Consider the following 17,685-nt stretch of genomic DNA (forward strand, 5'->3'; position numbering starts at 1 on the left):
CTCCTTATTACCGCTAATCCATATATACTGGAAAGAGAAGGAATTTATTCACTAAAACTAACCAGGAGAAAGTGTGCTTACTCTACTGCATCTGCTTTCTGCGGTGGCGCTACTGGTATGGGGCACGCACATCGTGCGTACCGGCATCATGCGCGTTTACGGCGCTAATCTCCGTAGTGTTCTCAGCCGCAGCGTTGAAAAAAAACCGCTCGCCTTCTGCGCGGGCATTGGCGTCACCGCGCTCGTACAGAGCAGCAATGCCACCACCATGCTTGTCACCTCGTTCGTGGCGCAAGACCTGGTGGCGCTTACGCCCGCGCTGGTGATTGTCTTAGGAGCCGACGTCGGTACCGCGCTGATGGCGCGCGTGCTGACCTTCGATCTCTCATGGCTCTCACCGCTGCTGATCTTCATCGGCGTTATCTTCTTCCTTAGCCGTAAACAGACCCGCGCCGGGCAGCTAGGCCGCGTGGCGATTGGGCTGGGGCTGATACTGCAGGCGCTGGAGCTGATTGTCGCTGCCGTAACGCCGATAACCCAGGCCAGCGGCGTGCAGGTCATTTTTGCCTCGCTGACCGGCGATATCATGCTCGACGCGCTGATCGGCGCGATGTTCGCCATCATCAGCTATTCAAGCCTCGCCGCCGTGCTGCTGACCGCTACGCTGACGTCTACGGGGGTGATCTCGTTTGACGTGGCGCTGTGCCTGGTCATCGGCGCGAACCTCGGCTCCGGCCTGCTGGCGATGATCAACAACAGCGCCGCGAATGCCGCCGCGCGTCGCGTTGCGCTGGGCAGCCTGCTGTTCAAGCTGGTGGGCAGCCTCATCGTCCTGCCGTTTGTGCACATTCTTGCGCGCCTGATGCACCATCTTCCGCTGCCGGAATCTGAGCTGGTTATCTACTTCCACGTGTTCTACAACCTGATCCGCTGCCTTGCGATGGTGCCGTTTGCCGAGCCGATGGCGCGCTTCTGCCGCCGGGTGATTAGCGAAGAGCAGGAGGTCGACGGGCGCATGAAGCCGAAGCACCTTGACCCGACGGCCATCGACACGCCTGCGCTCGGCCTGTCGAACGCCGCTCGAGAAACGCTGCGCATGGGGGATCTGCTTGAGCAAATGCTGGAAACCTGGAGCAAAGTCATGCACGGCGAGCCGCGTCAGGAGAAAGAGCTGCGCAAGCTCGCGGACGACGTGGACGTGCTGTATACCGCCATCAAACTCTATATGGCGCAGATGCAAAAAGAGGATCTGGCGGAAATCGAATCCCGTCGCTGGGCGGAGATCATAGAAATGTCCCTCAACCTCGAACAGGCGGCGGACATCCTCGAACGCATGGGTAGCGAAGTAGCCGATAAATCCCTCGCCGCGCGCCGGGCCTTCTCGCCGGATGGCCTGACCGAGCTGGACAACCTGCTACAGCAGCTGACCAGCAACCTGAAGCTGAGTCTGTCGGTGTTCTTCTCGGCGGATGTCAACAGCGCGCGCCGCCTGCGCCGCAACAAACATCGCTTCCGCATAATGAACCGCCGCTACTCACATGCGCACGTTGACCGCCTGCACCAGCAGAACGTGCAGAGCATTGAAACCAGCTCGCTGCACCTCGGCCTGCTTGGCGATATGAAACGCCTGAACTCCCTGTTCTGCGCCGTTGCCTACAGCGTGCTGGAACAGCCGGACGATGACGACGAGAGGGACGAATATTAACGTTCTAAATAAAACGGGCCAGAAATATCCCGGCCCGTTTTATTATGACGTTCAGTGTGCGCCGGGAATTTTTGCCGTTAACTCAATTCCAAGCGCTTTCATCACCGCCAGCGTGCTTTTCAACGTTGGGTTGCCATTCTCGCTGAAAGAGCGATAAAGCTGCTCGCGGGAAAGACCCGTATCTGTGGCAATCTCGGTCATTCCTTTCGCCCTGGCGACAATGCCCAGCGCTTTTGCTATGTAGGCCGCATCGCCTGTTTCCAGCGCGTCAGCCATAAAGAAAGCCATTTCCTCATCGTCGACAAGCGCAGCGGTGAAATCATAATCGGTAACTTTGATCTTCATTTTCTTCGTCCCGCTCAATCTAGGTTCTTATCCTTCAGCGCGGCTTCCCATCGCCGAAACGCATCCGTTTGTTTAAGTCCGTTCATAGTAGTTTATAAAATACACCCAGTATAGAGTCACGAGCGGAAAAGCTAGTCGCCTGACAGGGTGTGGAACAAGAGGGCTGTTTTTAAACTGGAAAGCGTGCCGCATGTCTATTTATCGTTCTGCGAGACGTCTCGAGATAAACAGACAAAGTAAGCCGCCCCTGTTCGCAACGTCCCACGGGTAGGGTATAGTCCGTTTTTTTACGGAGGAACCATGCTGACCAACTCATCTATTCGTCTTAACAAATACATCAGCGAGAGCGGTATTTGTTCCCGTCGCGACGCCGACCGCTATATCGAACAGGGAAATGTTTTCATCAACGGCAAGCGCGCCGCGATTGGCGATCAGGTATTTGCCGGAGACGTGGTGAAGGTCAACGGTCAGCTTATCGAACCCCGTGACGCAGACGATCTGGTGCTTATCGCGCTGAACAAACCGGTGGGCATCGTCAGCACAACGGAAGACGGCGAGCGCGACAACATTGTGGATTTCGTAAACCACAGCAAGCGCATCTTCCCGATTGGCCGCCTGGATAAAGACTCCCAGGGGCTTATCTTCCTCACCAACCATGGCGACCTGGTAAACAAAATCCTGCGCGCCGGGAACGACCACGAAAAAGAGTACATCGTGACGGTGAACAAGCCCGTTACCGATGAGTTTATCCGTGGGATGGGCGCGGGCGTGCCGATGCTTGGCACCGTGACCAAAAAATGCAAAGTGAAGAAAGAGGCGCCGTTCGTGTTTCGCATTACGCTGGTGCAGGGGCTTAACCGCCAGATCCGCCGCATGTGCGAACACTTTGGTTATGAAGTCACGAAGCTTGAACGCACCCGCATCATGAATGTCAGCATGAAAGGGCTGCCGTTAGGGGAGTGGCGTGATTTAACGGACGATGAGTTGATTGAGCTGTTTAAGCTGATTGAGGATTCTTCGTCGGAAGCAAAACCTGCGAAAAAGCCAAAGGCCAAGCCTGCCGCAGTAAAGAAGCCCGCCAGCAATGGGCCAAAAAGTTCGGCAAAAACCCCGGCAGAGCTTGCTTCACGCAAACGCTTTGCCCAGCCAGGACGCAAGAAAAAAGGGCGCTAGGCTAGCGTTTTCCGCGTATGTGAGTATTGGCCGACCAGGAATAGGTCGCTGTTGTGTCCGGTTTTAAGGCTTTTTGCTTTTTAAGCTGGCGGGCTTTTTTAGCTGCCAGCTCACGCTCGGCCATCAGTTTGTCGATGTATTCTTTTTTGACGTGATTGATTTCTGAGTTGGTCAGCGCGCGCCCTTCTGCGATGCGCGCGCGGTCGAGCAGCGTCTTCAGTTCGCGTTGCTCACTTTCCGTCATGTCTTGCTGTGTCAGTCTTGCTGTGGACATCGTTGCGACCTCGTAAGGAAAGGGCTACCAGTGTAAAGCAAAGCGGCCTTCAGCTCAGTAAAAATCAGCATCTATTGCACAAAGTGATTTTTAATTATCCACGATGGTATAAGTAATTTAACCGAGACATTTAACGTGCATAAACATACCTGCAGGCATTGGAATTAGTTGGATATTCACTAAGGACATTGGAAGCTATTATGTAAATTCATTTGTAAATGAAATGACTGGGCGATGATATATCTGTTTTATTAATTGATTTCTTGCGGTGATATATTTGCCTGGTGTATTTGTTATTCCGGTTGATAATCACAATGAATCTATTCGAGTTGTCATGTCATTTTCGATAGTTAAAGGCGATAGATTTTCGATGAATTGAGTATCAAAATCAATTTGAATGAAACCTATTCTGGTTATACTTTGATTCTTTATTCCTATTGAGTTACGGGCGTTGACTTTTATATGCGATTAAATGAACAAGAATTAGAAATAATTTCTGGGTTTTTACAGCTTCATTGGAATGATTTTTTAACGTTTTCTGAAGAGGCTGTAAGTATAAATACTACTCACAGAATTGCTGAAAAACTTAAGATTAATAATGAATTTCTATCTACAGAGAGTAGTAATTAATAAATAAAAACACCCCGAGAACATATGCATTCGGGGTGTTTTTTAATCAAAGCGTTGGCCAGTTTGGTTCAGTAAGAGTTAAATCAACAGCGGCTAAAGCAAGGGCATATTGCTGGTTTCTCAATAATGCGGTTTTTTGTTCATCAGTCGCAACTTGTAATGCCACCGCAGACAACAGCGGGAAAGATTTTTCGGCTACCGAACGTTCAAGCCTTGCCAGAGTTTCAGTGTTTTTCTTAAGAGTCAATGCAGCACGATCGATACCTGGCTCATCCACCCAGAACATAACTCCAGACTCGTCTACAGCGGGAATCTGATAGATCGGTGCAGGACCATGAAACATCTGCCAGTCCGCGTCAGAAATTTCTACTGCATCTTCGGGCCATTGTTCGATAGATGTGAATAATTCCAAATCTTCAAGCCAGTAAAAAGAACGAGAAGTATTGCTAAAAAATTTACTCATGGTTATATCCCCATCACAATAAAAGTAAATGTTCCATTCATGTTCCTGGTGTGTAATTTAAAAGACCCTTTATTAATAATTTCTGCAGTCCACCATGAGTCCTGGTCATCCCCTCCCCAGCCAGCATACGCTCCCGTGATAGCCGTTATAGCTGATGGAAATGAACGGGCCAAGGTAACAGTGACATCAGGATTAGTTGAAGAATTGCTAACAATATTACTAATGGAAATAATTCGAGCGGTACCTCTCGTTGAAAGTGCATATTGATTATTGCCAAGATTGTCCATAGTTACGCTGGTAGTTCCACTTACTGCAGAATTTGCCCTATCCATAGCCGCCTTAACCGCAGCAGGCGTAGCCGCTTCAGTAGTGCTTGTACTGTTAGTTGCATTATTAAGATTAACGATCCCTTTTTGCGTCAGCGTGCCTTCCGGGACGCCGGTGATCTGGCCCCAGGGGTGGGTATGGCTGGCGGGCGCTGCTGTATTCGCTTTGTCGTAAGCCGCATTTGCTTTGTCATAAGCGGCCTTGACTGAGTTTGGCGTGGCTGCTTCGGTGGTACTGGTGCTGTTGGTGGCGTTATTAAGCTTAACGATCCCTTTTTGCGTGGACGTAGCGTCTGGGATACCGATAATTTGGCTCCAGGTGTGGGTATGGTTACGCGCTTCGATCATCGCCGCCTTGACCGCTTTCGGCGTCGCAGCCTTTGTTTCGTCGTCGCTATCGGTAGCGTTACTGAGCTGCGTAAAGCCTTTTTGCGTTAGCGTGGCGTCCGGATGGTTGGAGGAATGCTCGTGTTCATCCATCAGCATATCCACATAGTCGCGCGTGGCCAGCACGATGCTTGGATCAACGGTCAGCGTTACCGCTGTGGTGTTGGACACTTCCATAATAAGGCGGATGCATACTTGCTTACCACAGCCTCCTGGGAGCAGCGGTTTATATGACTCGGGGAATTTGCCGATGGCGATCAGTTCGTTATCGGCATCAAAAACGCCGACTTCTCGCACGTACCAGCCACCGACATTTTCAGGCAGCACCACCTCGGCAATCATCCAGTTGGGGTTATTGGGTGCAGTTGTCAGGGTATTCATATCGCCGCGCCAGACTTCGCGGCGCAGTTTTGTCTGGCTGGTGGTCGGCTCATAATATTGCCCGCTACCGTCACCGACTGCCATTTTTTGCAGATGTATCTGTTTTTTATCCGCCAGGGCACTGGCGATTTTAGCCATCCCTCTGTCGGTCAGAAGGGTATAAAATTCATTGTCCATAATTACTCCGGGTAAATAGATGTAATTTCAAGGCTCCATTGCCCTGAACCGAAATAGATCGGTTTTGTTTGTTGGACTTCCAGAACCTGGAAGGGTAATACCGTTGTTATTTCACCACCATAAAGCGCGCTGCCAATAACGGGAATAGCGCTTTGGTTAATTAACCAAATCGTTATGGCTTCCAGTTTTGAGCGCACATTTTTATATTCATGAATAAGATCAACCAGGTTATTAAAAGTATTCTCATCAATTCCCTGATCGACTAATTCAATATCAACTTTAAAGAAATAGGCTTTGCCTCCGTATTCAAACCATTCAGAAATGGTGCCCGGCAGCGACAATATCTCCAGCACGCGGCGAACAGCCCAAGTCGTTCCTTTATATTTGTGCAGTTCGATGGCTTGCTTTATTAATTCCCGCTTCTCCTGTTCGTTGTTGGCAAATAACCAACCTTCCAGCCCCTGAACGTGAAACTGTTCAGCAAGCGACGGTAAGGCGGAGGAATCCACTAAATCCACCAGATAAACCAGTAGCGTCGTCAGGTCGATTTGCGCGAAGCGTTCGGCGGCGATATTTGCCAGAATCGAAAAGCGTTCGTCGCTGGCCAGCGGCGGCGGTAACAGCAGTTTATCCATCGCTGACTCCGGCAATGGTTATCTCGATGGCTGTACATTCCGCCCATTCATGCGCCTGTAAGATGCGCTTCTCGGGTATCGCCAGGGCAACGTCGTAAACGCCTTCGACCTGCAACACTTTGATGATCTGGTTTGGCACGATGTCTTGCCCTAATCGGGTCTGCCGCTGCTGCGTCCATGCGCTAATCGCTTCGCGGGCGGCGATTAGCGTTGTTTCCTGATCGGCGGTGGTGAACAGCGTCAGTTGAGCGCTAATCTGATAAGCCACTCGCGGAGAGCACTTCGCGCTCACCTTGTCGGTCAATGGTCGTTTTTTCTCTTTGCTCACTTCCCGTTCAATCTGAGCGAGAAGTTCAGCGCCCGGCAGGCCGTTCAGGGTGAGCGGATAGATCTCCACGCAGCCTTCCGCCAGCCCTTCGTCTGGCCCCAGCACGGCCACGTCAATAATCGACGGGCTGACCGAAAGCGTGTGAAAGCGGTAAGCCCCATAGCTGCCAGCGTTACTGAAACTTTCCGGTGCCAGCTGAATACGTTCACGCAGCGCGTCGTCGCTCTCTTCGCCGCAGCCGCCAGCAGATTCGCTGAGATTGGTGACGCTGAAATCGTAATTGCGAATGCTGTCCACCAGCGCGCTAATTTGCGCAGGCTGCCAGCCGTTGCCCGCTTCACCCGCTATCACGCAGGTTGCGGTCACCGAAATACTCTGGCTATTGGACGGGAGCAGAACGTCTTCATCGGTCGCGAACATCACGCTGTCGGATGCGCTGGCGCGTGTCCCTTGTGGTATCAACACGCTGCCATGGCGTGCGGTGTCGACCGAAAACTGTAGCGTCGTTTTTGCGGACTGCGCGGGTAAACGATGAACGCCTACCAGTTGACCTAAATAATCCAACATCGGAGCGCGGGAATACGCGACCAGGTTTTGCTTCGCCGCTTCCTGAATGGCGATGCGGGTTAAGTTTTCACGATAGGCAAACAGGTCGATGAGCAGCCGCTCCGCCTGCGCCGGATAGAGTTTTTTACCGCTCGCTTCTTCGTATTGCGCAATCATCTCACTGGTGATTTGCGCCGGATCGCGGTCGATAAAATTGGGTTCGGCTAACGCCATAACACCTCCGTAGAATTGATGACTCCGTCTGCGGCGCGCCACTGCACGCGCAACGTCAGATGCTCGCCGTTGATTGTCGGCACCACCTTCAGCAGCCGGCATCGCGGTTCCCACATGCGGATTGCTTCCACCGATTCCCGAACCACGTGCGGGATAGCCCGCTCAATCGGGTAATCGATGTAGCGCCACAGGTTGCTGCCAAACAGCGGCCGGTGGGGATCGCTACCGCGCGGCGTGCGCATAATGATGTGTATTGCCTGATGAATATCATCCAGCCCACAGACATATTCTTCAGGTCGTTGCAAGGCAGGTTGCCAGTGCAGGGTTGAGGGTCGTATTTTTGTATTCATGGGACTATTTTCGTCCCGAAGGGTGAAGAGAGATATTAAAGCGATTTATGAAAACACTTGATAATACTCGTCATTCTTCAAGCAGCAGGGGCGTTGGCTGCACTCACAAACCCCAGTCACTTACTTAAGTAAGCTCCTGGGGATTTGCTCCCTTGCCGCCTACCTGCAACTCGAATTATTTAGAGTATTCACGAAGAAAAACCCTACTTGTTGGTGTGTCCAACGTTCAGGGTTCACTTTAGTTGCGGCGGGTGGAATTTAGTGTGAATGGTGGTTAGAGTTGCCGCCGCTGTCCATGAGCGTTCCGCTGGCGTTGACGTTACCCACCACGCTGACATTCCCGGCGATCACGGCGCTATTACCGATGCCGCCGCTACCAGCCATGCCCCCGAGCCAGGTGAGTTTTTTCATCACGGTGACGTCGCCGGTAAACGTGCTGAGCGGTGCGTCAACCGTTACCTCCAGCGCTTTGATGCCGGTGCGCAGCGTTTCCACGTTGACGTCCGTCGCTTTCACATCCACATTAGTCGCCTCCACGCTGACGTCGGTTGCCGTCACGCTGACCGTTTCTGCTGTCACTGTTACCTGCTGTGCTTTTACCTCCACCAGCGGCGAAGTCAGGCTGGTGCTGGTTTTAACCTCAATGACAATTTTTTCAATACCGCCGTTGATCGTGAGCTGATGTAATTTGCGGTCATATTCAAACGCGGCACCGTCGGAAAACTGCACGTAGCGTTTATCGAGAGAGGCCAGCGGCGCGGTATCGACGGAGGAGTAGACCGCGCCAAGCACCACGCCATCCTCGCCATTGTCATCAAGTAGAACTTCCACCTGCTCGCCTACATCCGGAAGCCAGTAGTCTTTGTTGTTCTGGGTGTTGCGCTGCAATATCGGCAGCCAGCTGCTGCGCAGATTATCGCATTCGGGCAGGTTGACCCGGACGCGAACGGTCGCCTCGTCGATCTCCGTGATAATGCCCGTCTGGCGGGTGACTCCTTTCATTTTGCCTCCTTACTGGCTGGTGGCGGGGCCACGCGAAATATCAATTTCGGTGGTGTAACCGCTACGCGTGAGTTTGTGCATTGACTTGTCGATCAGCCACTGGCCGGAAAGCGCGCCAAAATCCGTGAGTTCGATTTTATTGCCCGCCGTCAGCTGCGGGTTACCCATCATGCTCAGCGTCCCGGTTTGCTGATACTCGTTATGGCTGTCCAGGGCGGCGTTGGCTTTCGCCTGCGCTGCGCCAGCATTCGATGCGCGGTTGTTCAGCTTCAGCGTATCGGCGCTAGTCGCCGAGCCCCTTGTTGATGCTTTTTCCTTGCTATCGTGGGTGTAGATAACCAGCTCTTTCTTCTTGCTGTTTTGATGCTGCACGGTGGCATTTTTATAGATCCGGTTGATGGTGTCTTTGAACGTGAAGCGCGAGATATCCTTTCGATCGATAGATTTCACCGGAGCCAGGCAGCGCAGCATTGGCAGATGCGAAAAAATCAGCTCCTTGGCCGTGACCTTAACGGTATAGCCATATTCACTCGCCAGCCGCTTGAGAAACGCGACATCGGTTTCGGCATATTGCGTGACGCGGTCAATATTCAGCGGTTCGATTTTGCCCACCAGCGTCAGGCCGTGCGTCTGGGCGATACGGCTGGCAATCGCGGAAAGCGTCGTCTCTTCAAACCCGTGGCTGTTTTTGGTACGCAGCGCTTTGCTGACCGAAGTGGCGATACCGTCGATGCTGACCGTCGAAGCCGGGGCGCTGAAACTAATTTTATCAATCACATAGATGCCGCAATCGAGCAGGTTCTCACCCTGATAACCGAGGTGAAGCGTCAACGTATCGCCTTTTCCCGGATACCATTCGTTCATCCAGCGTCCTACCGAATCTTCCACCTCTATGGCGATAACATCCGATTCATTCTTGATGCTGTCGCTATAGCTGACGCTGGTAATGTAGGGCGCGATGTCGTACGTGATATCTTTATGCCCGTACCACAGGGTAAATACGGGCGTCAGTGTGTCGAACACGCCGCCGGATACGGTTATCTCAGCCATGGCGGGAGCTCCGAGGACGTTTGCGTGAGGTTAATGACAGGAATGACCAGCCGCATGCCTGAGGGCAAGACCGGAATAATCGCGATCTGCGGATTTGCCGCGATGATGCGCTCGTAGGCCAGCGCATCGCCATAATAGCGCCAGGCCAGGTTATCCCAGCGCTCGCCGTCTGAGGTGATATGTTCCAGGTATCGCATTACAGGCTCCTCGTGATATTGGCGGAGGCCAGCTGGCTTACGTCTGACGAGCTTTCGTGCATGGTGCTGCGCGCCTGATTGACCAGCGATTCCGCATTTTCGTATGTCGCTTGCGCAACGGCGTCAGTGATGGCTTCGAACAGCGCCTGAGCTTTCTGCATTAGCTTGCTGGCATCTTTAGCGCATTCTTTGATCCCCGGCAGGCTGTTGATCAGCTCCTGGATTTTTGCCGCCAGCGCTTTCGGCATGGCGGCCAGCGTTTGAAGATCTAACGGTTGCTTGAATAGCGCCTCCACCGAGTCGATGGTTTTTTTCAGCGAATCCACGGTTTTGCTGCATTTTTCCTTTAACGCTTTGGCTTCCTTTACCAGCTCTTTTGCCTGCGTGACTTTTTTCTTGATGTCATCAATGGCATCGGAGATACCGTCCATCATCGCTTTGGCGTCACGCATTCCCTCTTCTGCGGCGTTGAGCATTTCATCGAACCAGCTGTCGCTGAGATTGGGGAATTTATCCATCATCTCGTCGATATTGGGTTCCTGAGTGGTGATAGCCGGAGGCAGCAGTGGACTTTTGGGATCGCCGGTATATTCCTGCAACGACAGGCTTCCGCTCTGCGCGATGACGTTGCCATACGGGTCGGTGTGCTGATGCGTGGCACTTAGATCGGTAATGACGAACCAGCCGCGATAATCGCCATTCCCAAACACCAGTGCCATCGCCTGGTGCGCCGTCATCGCTTCACGCAGGCGATTGAACTCCGCTGCGGGCTGGCAAAACTGGCTGTGAAAGCTAAATTGCAGGCTGATTTTATCCAGCTTGTCGCCGATAAACTGGGTTCCAGGTTTCCCCTCAATGCGGGCGTGGCTGGCGAAATCCACTCCCATTGTGCTTTCAAAGCCATCCCAGGAAGTGACGACTTCAAACTCTATTTCTCCTAATACGGCATACATCAGGCGTACTCCCGGCGCTGTTTTTGCGCCATCACATCGTTAATCATTCTCTCCAGCTCACGCTTGCTAAGCGACAGCACCTTGTTGATGTCTCCGGCGGCATTTGCTCCGTTCCCCTGGACGGTAACCTGCGGCGAAAAGTGAACCTGAACATTACTCTGCGCCCGCGACGGGGGTATCCCGTAAGGTTTTTCGCCAGGCTTTGCAGACGGCGGAAGCGGGATGGATGCGGGTTTGGTTCCAGCGTTCAATAATGGGGTGACGGGGCGTCCAAGCGCGGTTCCGGCAACACCGGTAATGGCTGGAGCGGCATTCTCTTCAGTACTGATGCCCAGCGAGCTTTTCGCCCAGTCCGGGATCATGCTTTTTATTTTTTCAACTGCGGTATTCAGGTAGGGAATCGCATTCAGAATGCCGTTTACCAAGCTAGCAAGGATGTTGCTGCCGAACTCGCTGAAGCTTGCGGGCAAGTCAATTCCAAACCAATCCAGAACGCTGGCAAACACGCTGTAAAACAGACCGAGCGGCGACCAGTCAATAATTGACGCTGAAACGCTGGCAATACCACCGTCAAACGCCGTTTTAATGCGCGCCCAGATAGCTGAAAAGAACTCTTTTATCGGTTCCCAGTAGCGATAAATGAGATAAGCCGCGCCGGCGATTGCGGTGATGGCCAGGCCGATAGGATTCATCAACAATGCCCGGCCCAACCAGATTATGGTCTGCCCGACCAGCTTTAAACCGCTTACCAGACCACGACCTAACAGCAATGCCGCGGTTTTGGCTCCATTACCCAGTGATTTTACAATCGACAGTGCGGTGCTCATGCCTCCGCTAAGCATGAGGTTAGCTTTCAGCTTGAGGAAGACATCGATAAGGCTGATAAACGGTGAGACGGTGAGCGTGACGCCGAGTTTGAGAAGGTTCAGCGCCCCGTTGAACAGCCAGATTGCGCCAACCATTTTGGCGACGCCCTGCACCAGGGCCGGGTTTTCCTGTAACCATCCGCTCAATTGCCGTACCAGAGGCGTCAAGGTTTGCGCCAGTTCTCCGACCGCGGGCAGCAGTTGTAGGCCGACGCTGAGCCACAGCTCGTTCAGCGCCAGCTGCAAGGCTTTGGTTTGTTCATTGCCCGACTTCATTCTTTCAGCGAAATCATCGTCGATCAGATTTTTATCCCCCGCCTGCATCATGGAGGTTTTTGACTGACGATATTCATCCTGGTGCGCCAGCATCGGGGCGAGGAAATCAAGCGTTTGCTGGTCGCCGAACATCGCGCTGATATTAAATTTATCCACCATGGCTTTTAGCGCGTCGCTGCGGGCGGAAAGATCCTCAATCTTCATGGTGTTTTTAAAAGTATCGAGGATTTGCGGGCTCATTTTCTCGAGCTGCATCTGCACGATGTGGGTCATCGCTTCAATCGTGCCCGTGCCGTTCTGCTGATGCTCCAGCAGCGAGCCTTGTAGATCGACACCGTGGCTGGCGAACCAGCTATCCGTTTCTTTAGAGAAAGTGGATTGCAGAAAATGTTGCAGGTTTTCAGTCGCCACGCCCACGTCTTTGGCGTTCTTCATGGCGATTTGCATCGTCGCCGCCAGGCTTGCAACGCCTTCTTTACCCTGAAGCCCGGAACTACCGGCAAAGGTGTTTATCCACTGCGTCTGGTCCGCAACGGAGCTGCCGCCTTTTGCCGCGCTGTACATCATGTTTTGTACCGAGCGGAAATCATCAGGCGCGATGTTGAGTTTATCGTGCGTTGCAATCGCCGCCTGCGCCCAGGTCTCCGCACTGTCGCGAGTGGCGGTTGCGGCTTTGGCGATATCAGGCATATAGCGGCTAAGATCCTGTAGCGATGTCACGCCGTTTTCGATCAGCGTGCCTGTCGCGTTTTGCAGATCCTGCTGGCCCTGATTGAAACCAAGGCTCCAGTTGCGGATTTTTAGGCTCAGGGCGTCCTGCACGGCGCTGCTCATGCTGCCTTTAATCGCCATGTCGACCATTTTGTCCTGAAAATCCCCCGGTAATTTCCAGTCGGGCTGCTGAACATTCAGGATGTTGCTGAGCTGGCCGGTGAAGGTTTGGGCCTTTTCCAGTAATCCGGTGCGCCGCCTGTCGTTCTCTTCCCGGCGGAAAGAGGAATCGGTTAGCTGCTGCGTTAATTTCGTGATTTTTGCTTGTTCGGCGGTGAGTGATTGCAGCGTATTGGCATTAAGTGAGCCGTAACGGGCTATAGCCTGCGTCAACGTCTCATTACGCGCCTGAAGCTGGGTAATAATGTCGTTGGCCAAAATAGTATCTCGTTTAGGTGAATGACGACTCGGCAGCAGGTTTTCCGAAAAAGTGACTGGGAAGGGGCCTGGGTATGGAACCGGGCGAGTAGTCAGGAAACCCGCAGGCGTTAATCCTGCGAGGGATATTCGTGCTTTATTTGTGTGCTGGCCTCAGCCAGCCAGTATGTGAAGTCATCAACTGCTAGCGCATCGATTTCATTTGGCGGAAAGCGGAACCATCTCGCCAGCAGGGCCATTGCCTGCCACAGCTGCTGCGGGTTCTGTAGCCATGCTAAGCATGGACTGAAATCGTTTTTGCAAAGCCTGGTAGTCGAGGAGATCCATTTCAGCTAAATCTTCGGGCACCAGCCCGGTCATGGCGGCCATTAGTGGCTCATCCCACTCTTCAGGGTTATCGCTGGAGCGTCGCGCGTTGCGCATATCTTTGACTTTCAGGCGGCGCAGTGTCAGGGCGCTAATACGGTCGCCTGCGGCAGAAGTAAATGGGAACTGTAATTTATATTTTTCGCTCATCGCACGATCCTTATTTATTGCGTTTAAATCGGGGCCGCAGCCCCGAATAAATTAGCCACCGATGTTATTACGGTAAGTGTTTAATTGATCTTCGCCGTTCACGCGGAAGATATTTGCCAGGTAATCCAGTTCCAGAAGCGTTTCCCCGTCGATAACCTGTTTAATATAGGTACAGCCGAAGGCGCTGCTAAATTCCGGGTTTTCGTTCTGTTTAAACGTGCCCAGTGGATTCTTCTTAAACATCACGGTCATATGGGTGACCAATGCCAACTGATCGGCTTTACCTTGTGAGTTGTAGCAATCAATGCTGGAGCGGCACTGGAGAGCTACGGCTTGCCACGGGTTCGCAGTTTTACGCATCACTTCCTGATAAAAGGAGTTCCATTTAATCTCCCCTTCGAGCTTATCAAAACCCGCAGGCAGCTCGATTTTACCAATCATTCCTAAGGCTTTATGCTCCTGCATAATTAAGCTGATATCCGGCAGTTTAATTTCGCTTGCACGGCCCAATAGATTATTACCATCAAGATAAATATTGGCGTTAGTAATACGGTTAATTTGAATTTTTCCGGCCATTAGCTATTGCTCTCCAGAGTCACTAAATATTCAGAGGTAATTTCAGTTTCAAACGTTAAACGCTCCAGCGGCGGTGGGGGGGTGAATTTGTAGCTCAGCAGCAGATGGCCAGCAGCCAGCTCGGTTTTATCGTTACGTGCCGGGTCGTACCAGCATTCGAAGCCCAGTAGCGCACCGTCGCCGATCAGCTTGCGACCCCAGGAGTTAACCGACTCGGTCAGTGCGTCGATCAGCGCTTGGTTAATCGGCATATCCATATATTGCTGGCTGAAATAACGAATGGATTCGTTAATGACATCACCGGTGCGGCGCACGTTTTCAAAGTTGCGCATATGGGTGACGGTCGGCCATGCAGCAGTACGGTTCCCCCACAGACGCAGGCCGGAACCGTAGCTGTTAAAGACGGTGGTAATACCGTTTTCGTTCAGCTGGTTTACTTCACTTTGCGGGTCGTCAATCATTGCTGACAGCGAACGCTCAACGCCTGTAATACCCTGAATTTCCTGATTGGAATTGCTCCACCAGAATCCTTTCTCAAGATCTACTTTGGCACGCAGACCTGCGGCTCGTGAGGAGAGTGGTTCCAGCACTTCAGCGTTGGTCGCATTGTCGTACACTTTTACGTGTGGATAGCACAAGCGAGCGCGGTCAGAACTGGTATTGAAGTTAATCGAGCCCTGCGGCCCACGACCTGCCAGAACCTGCTGGAAGGTGGTACCGATTGGCGCGTCAATGTATGCGATAGCCCCCAGATTTTCCGCCTGAGCGATAAGCTCAGTGGCAACCGATTTCTGAGTACAGAAGACCGGAGCAATGAGGATTTTTGCGGAAAAACCGTACAGGTTATAGGTATCCTGCAGGAGTTTCATCCCGGTGCGATCGCCTGCAGCATTAACGGCACCAATAACATCCGCTGACGTGACTTTGGTCGGATCCGTATAGGTATAATTGACATATACCTTGACCTCAGGTTTCAGGATTGAACCCTTGCAGGTGATTTTACCTGTCACCATATCCACGGTGTAGTCAGTGCCTTTGGTGTACGGGCTTGTGCCATTCGTCGAACGACTGACAACCAGGGTTTGCAGCGCGCCATGTTTCAATTGAATAAAGTTGTCGTCATCAACTGTCGCCGATTCACTGACAATAACGGTTTTATGTACTGCCGGATCCAGCACGTTAATGACAACAACAGTACCTGCGCCATGATCGTAGATGGCCTTCAGCGCCTGCGGAATGGTGAAGTTTGCATGGCTTGGCCCAAATTTTGCTGCATCGCTTTCAGACAAGCACAACGTCGCCTGATTCACCGGGCCACAAGGCGCGGTACCGATCAGAGCAATCACTGCGGATTTTACTGCTTTGATCGGACGTGGGCCGGTTTCGATTTCAATGGTTTCTACACCGTGCAGATAATTAGCTGCCATGAACAATTTCCTCCGTTTTAATTTCTGCATCTTCCATGACAACAGGCGTCAGATGGCGTCGTGCAAGCATGGTCATCACCCACTCATTATCTTCTGGCAGATCGATTTCACTCGTAGGCCACAGTAAGATTTCCCGGCCGTTGGCAAGCGTCACGCCGCTTGCCGGACCGTTATAAATAAATTTCATTAGATTTCCTCATAATTTACGAAGTTAAGCAGGGGTAAATCCTTGCTTTCCCGATCGGCGATAAACAGGGCGCTGGTAGCCATCTCCAGGATGTAACGACAGATATCTTCGCTTTCGCCGAGAGATTTTTCGTTTGCCAACCACAGAGGGCTCTCGCAATCGGGGAGCGTTATTCCTCCTAAGGAATTGCGAACTTTATCCAGCGCATTTATCGCTTCACTTATTTCTGGAACAATAACGGCGACATTAATCTGGAGTGTTCGTATTTGCATGTTGCTATCTGTATTTACCGGTGCGGTAAAAATCGAACCGTAGTAGTGAATTAAAACGGTTGGCTGCTGGTTGCATGGTATATAACCTTTCGGATCAATCGGCGAAATAATAATATTCATTTCGGAATGTGATTCGCGCAGTTTATTCGCTACGGCATTTACAACGGACAATGTTTCCATTTACAAATCTCCTGGATTAGCCGGTAGAGATGTAATTCCCTTCCCGTCAAAGTTCAGATGTATTTTTACCTTTTTGATGGTAAATATCTTTTAATCTGCTTTAGAGAAAAAGATTAAATATTTCAAATTTGTTAAATTGAAAGATGTTTAATGGCAGTTACGCTGTATAAGTTCAATTTTGCTATATAGTGCATCCAGTTTTACCTCTATGATGGCCTGACCGCGTAAATAATCTTCCCGGCGAACATAATGCAGTGGCAGATCGGCTCTAAATTCAAGAAATTCACGTTCTAACCTTGACCAGCCAATTTCTGATTCACGGAGCGCAACTTCCAGCGTTTCAAAACGCTCGTTTAACCGTTTTTCTATTTGCGCCAGCAGCAGTTTTCCGGCACCAAACATCAAGCCAACGAAAGAAAGTAAAAGGGAAATAACCTCCCAGACGTCGATGGTGAGTCTCATTGAATCCTCGGATTAATGACTGCAACTTGCCGGCCCCCACTGCCAGTAGAGGGGAGCATGTTGAAATAAAATAACTTTGGGATAGCGGCGATTTTCACTCCAGTTTGCGGCGCTACGACCAGCGTTCACCTGTTCAACATGTTCAAACCAGATGGACGAGTTAAGCCCCTTCGCGGTAGCCAGTTTCTTGTCGCGGCTCACCCATCCTTGCCCGCCGTTATAAGCACTTAGGGTGAACGCCATTCGTTGACAGCTATCTTTCGCCGGAAGGGCTTTCCAGAGTTGAAGGTCATATTGCACTAACGCCCTTATTGCCCAAGTGGGGTTGAAGGGTGTGTTTTCCCGTAGTTGAGGATAGAGTTCGCTCACCCATTTGGCGGTTGCTGGCATGAACTGTGCCATCCCTTGCGCACCTACCGGAGAACGCGCGTTTGGGTTCCATGCCGACTCCTGATGCAGTTGGCCTGCGAAATCAGCCACGGGGGCATTTAGCCCCCAAATTTCTCGAGCAGTTCGAATCAATTCATTTCGCCACGGCAATGACGCGCGGGGCGGTTCTACACTATAGGCTGGAAGAGTTACGCTTAAACAGAGCAGGCTCATGTATTGAAGCCACAT

At 51.8% G+C, this 17,685-nt stretch carries 20 protein-coding genes and 1 pseudogene; 2 read left to right on the forward strand and 19 right to left on the reverse strand.

Annotated features, from left to right (window positions below; all coding sequences use genetic code 11):
- Positions 1-73: 73 nt before the first annotated feature.
- The gene (locus tag ACSPHG_RS01380) at positions 74-1,705 is read left to right on the forward strand and encodes a Na/Pi cotransporter family protein (protein ID WP_435951666.1); all 1,632 of its coding nucleotides are present in this window, start codon (positions 74-76) and stop codon (positions 1,703-1,705) included.
- A 51-nt stretch (positions 1,706-1,756) separates the two neighbouring features.
- On the opposite strand, the gene ACSPHG_RS01385 is transcribed toward ACSPHG_RS01380, so the two are convergent.
- Positions 1,757-2,050 (reverse strand): addiction module antidote protein, encoded by a 294-nt coding sequence (locus ACSPHG_RS01385; protein ID WP_435951667.1) that lies wholly within the window; start codon positions 2,048-2,050, stop codon positions 1,757-1,759.
- A 300-nt stretch (positions 2,051-2,350) separates the two neighbouring features.
- Here ACSPHG_RS01385 and rluF point away from each other — a divergent pair, with 300 nt between their 5' ends.
- The gene (gene rluF / locus ACSPHG_RS01390; RefSeq protein ID WP_435951668.1) at positions 2,351-3,223 is read left to right on the forward strand and encodes a 23S rRNA pseudouridine(2604) synthase RluF; all 873 of its coding nucleotides are present in this window, start codon (positions 2,351-2,353) and stop codon (positions 3,221-3,223) included.
- A 1-nt stretch (position 3,224) separates the two neighbouring features.
- On the opposite strand, the gene ACSPHG_RS01395 is transcribed toward rluF, so the two are convergent.
- The 18 genes and pseudogenes from ACSPHG_RS01395 to ACSPHG_RS01480 all read right to left on the reverse strand — a co-directional run bounded on the left by ACSPHG_RS01395 (position 3,225) and on the right by ACSPHG_RS01480 (position 17,685).
- Positions 3,225-3,497: a YjbD family protein gene (locus tag ACSPHG_RS01395; RefSeq protein WP_435951669.1), complete on the reverse strand. Its 273-nt coding sequence runs from the start codon at positions 3,495-3,497 to the stop codon at positions 3,225-3,227.
- 676 nt (positions 3,498-4,173) lie between these two features.
- The gene (locus ACSPHG_RS01400; RefSeq protein ID WP_435951670.1) at positions 4,174-4,590 is read right to left on the reverse strand and encodes a tail fiber assembly protein; all 417 of its coding nucleotides are present in this window, start codon (positions 4,588-4,590) and stop codon (positions 4,174-4,176) included.
- Positions 4,591-4,901: 311 nt separating this feature from the next.
- A pseudogene (locus tag ACSPHG_RS01405) lies at positions 4,902-5,861 on the reverse strand (phage tail-collar fiber domain-containing protein); the annotation flags it as partial.
- A 2-nt stretch (positions 5,862-5,863) separates the two neighbouring features.
- A complete protein-coding gene (locus ACSPHG_RS01410) occupies positions 5,864-6,496 on the reverse strand; it encodes a phage tail protein I (protein ID WP_435951671.1) in 633 nt (210 codons plus the stop codon).
- A complete protein-coding gene (locus ACSPHG_RS01415) occupies positions 6,489-7,604 on the reverse strand; it encodes a baseplate assembly protein (protein WP_435951672.1) in 1,116 nt (371 codons plus the stop codon). The genes ACSPHG_RS01410 and ACSPHG_RS01415 overlap by 8 nt, the downstream gene beginning before the upstream one ends.
- Positions 7,595-7,954, reverse strand: coding sequence for a GPW/gp25 family protein (locus tag ACSPHG_RS01420; protein WP_435951673.1), 360 nt, complete (start codon positions 7,952-7,954; stop codon positions 7,595-7,597). Before ACSPHG_RS01420 ends, ACSPHG_RS01415 begins: the two co-directional genes overlap by 10 nt.
- A gap of 258 nt (positions 7,955-8,212) precedes the next feature.
- Entirely contained in the window at positions 8,213-8,956 is a 744-nt protein-coding gene (locus ACSPHG_RS01425; protein WP_435951674.1) for a phage baseplate assembly protein V, read from the reverse strand.
- Between the two features lie 9 nt (positions 8,957-8,965).
- Positions 8,966-10,006: a phage late control D family protein gene (locus tag ACSPHG_RS01430; RefSeq protein ID WP_435951675.1), complete on the reverse strand. Its 1,041-nt coding sequence runs from the start codon at positions 10,004-10,006 to the stop codon at positions 8,966-8,968.
- Positions 9,994-10,203, reverse strand: coding sequence for a tail protein X (locus ACSPHG_RS01435; protein WP_435951676.1), 210 nt, complete (start codon positions 10,201-10,203; stop codon positions 9,994-9,996). Before ACSPHG_RS01435 ends, ACSPHG_RS01430 begins: the two co-directional genes overlap by 13 nt.
- Positions 10,203-11,156 (reverse strand): phage tail protein, encoded by a 954-nt coding sequence (locus ACSPHG_RS01440; protein WP_435951677.1) that lies wholly within the window; start codon positions 11,154-11,156, stop codon positions 10,203-10,205. Before ACSPHG_RS01440 ends, ACSPHG_RS01435 begins: the two co-directional genes overlap by 1 nt.
- Positions 11,156-13,447 carry a phage tail tape measure protein gene (locus ACSPHG_RS01445; protein WP_435951678.1) on the reverse strand — a complete coding sequence of 764 codons (2,292 nt, stop codon included), beginning with the start codon at positions 13,445-13,447 and terminating at the stop codon, positions 11,156-11,158. The genes ACSPHG_RS01440 and ACSPHG_RS01445 overlap by 1 nt, the downstream gene beginning before the upstream one ends.
- Before the next feature lie 198 nt (positions 13,448-13,645).
- Positions 13,646-13,963 (reverse strand): phage tail assembly protein, encoded by a 318-nt coding sequence (locus ACSPHG_RS01450; protein WP_435951679.1) that lies wholly within the window; start codon positions 13,961-13,963, stop codon positions 13,646-13,648.
- 51 nt (positions 13,964-14,014) lie between these two features.
- Positions 14,015-14,539 carry a phage major tail tube protein gene (locus ACSPHG_RS01455; protein ID WP_435951680.1) on the reverse strand — a complete coding sequence of 175 codons (525 nt, stop codon included), beginning with the start codon at positions 14,537-14,539 and terminating at the stop codon, positions 14,015-14,017.
- The gene (locus ACSPHG_RS01460; protein WP_435951681.1) at positions 14,539-15,966 is read right to left on the reverse strand and encodes a phage tail sheath subtilisin-like domain-containing protein; all 1,428 of its coding nucleotides are present in this window, start codon (positions 15,964-15,966) and stop codon (positions 14,539-14,541) included. Before ACSPHG_RS01460 ends, ACSPHG_RS01455 begins: the two co-directional genes overlap by 1 nt.
- Positions 15,956-16,153 carry a hypothetical protein gene (locus ACSPHG_RS01465; RefSeq protein WP_435951682.1) on the reverse strand — a complete coding sequence of 66 codons (198 nt, stop codon included), beginning with the start codon at positions 16,151-16,153 and terminating at the stop codon, positions 15,956-15,958. Before ACSPHG_RS01465 ends, ACSPHG_RS01460 begins: the two co-directional genes overlap by 11 nt.
- Positions 16,153-16,605, reverse strand: coding sequence for a Gp37 family protein (locus ACSPHG_RS01470; protein WP_435951683.1), 453 nt, complete (start codon positions 16,603-16,605; stop codon positions 16,153-16,155). Before ACSPHG_RS01470 ends, ACSPHG_RS01465 begins: the two co-directional genes overlap by 1 nt.
- A 147-nt stretch (positions 16,606-16,752) precedes the next feature.
- The gene (locus ACSPHG_RS01475; RefSeq protein WP_435951684.1) at positions 16,753-17,067 is read right to left on the reverse strand and encodes a hypothetical protein; all 315 of its coding nucleotides are present in this window, start codon (positions 17,065-17,067) and stop codon (positions 16,753-16,755) included.
- A gap of 12 nt (positions 17,068-17,079) precedes the next feature.
- Positions 17,080-17,685 carry a transglycosylase SLT domain-containing protein gene (locus ACSPHG_RS01480; protein ID WP_435951685.1) on the reverse strand — a complete coding sequence of 202 codons (606 nt, stop codon included), beginning with the start codon at positions 17,683-17,685 and terminating at the stop codon, positions 17,080-17,082.

This window comes from Dryocola baronae (assembly GCF_051297175.1).
GTDB lineage: Bacteria > Pseudomonadota > Gammaproteobacteria > Enterobacterales > Enterobacteriaceae > Dryocola.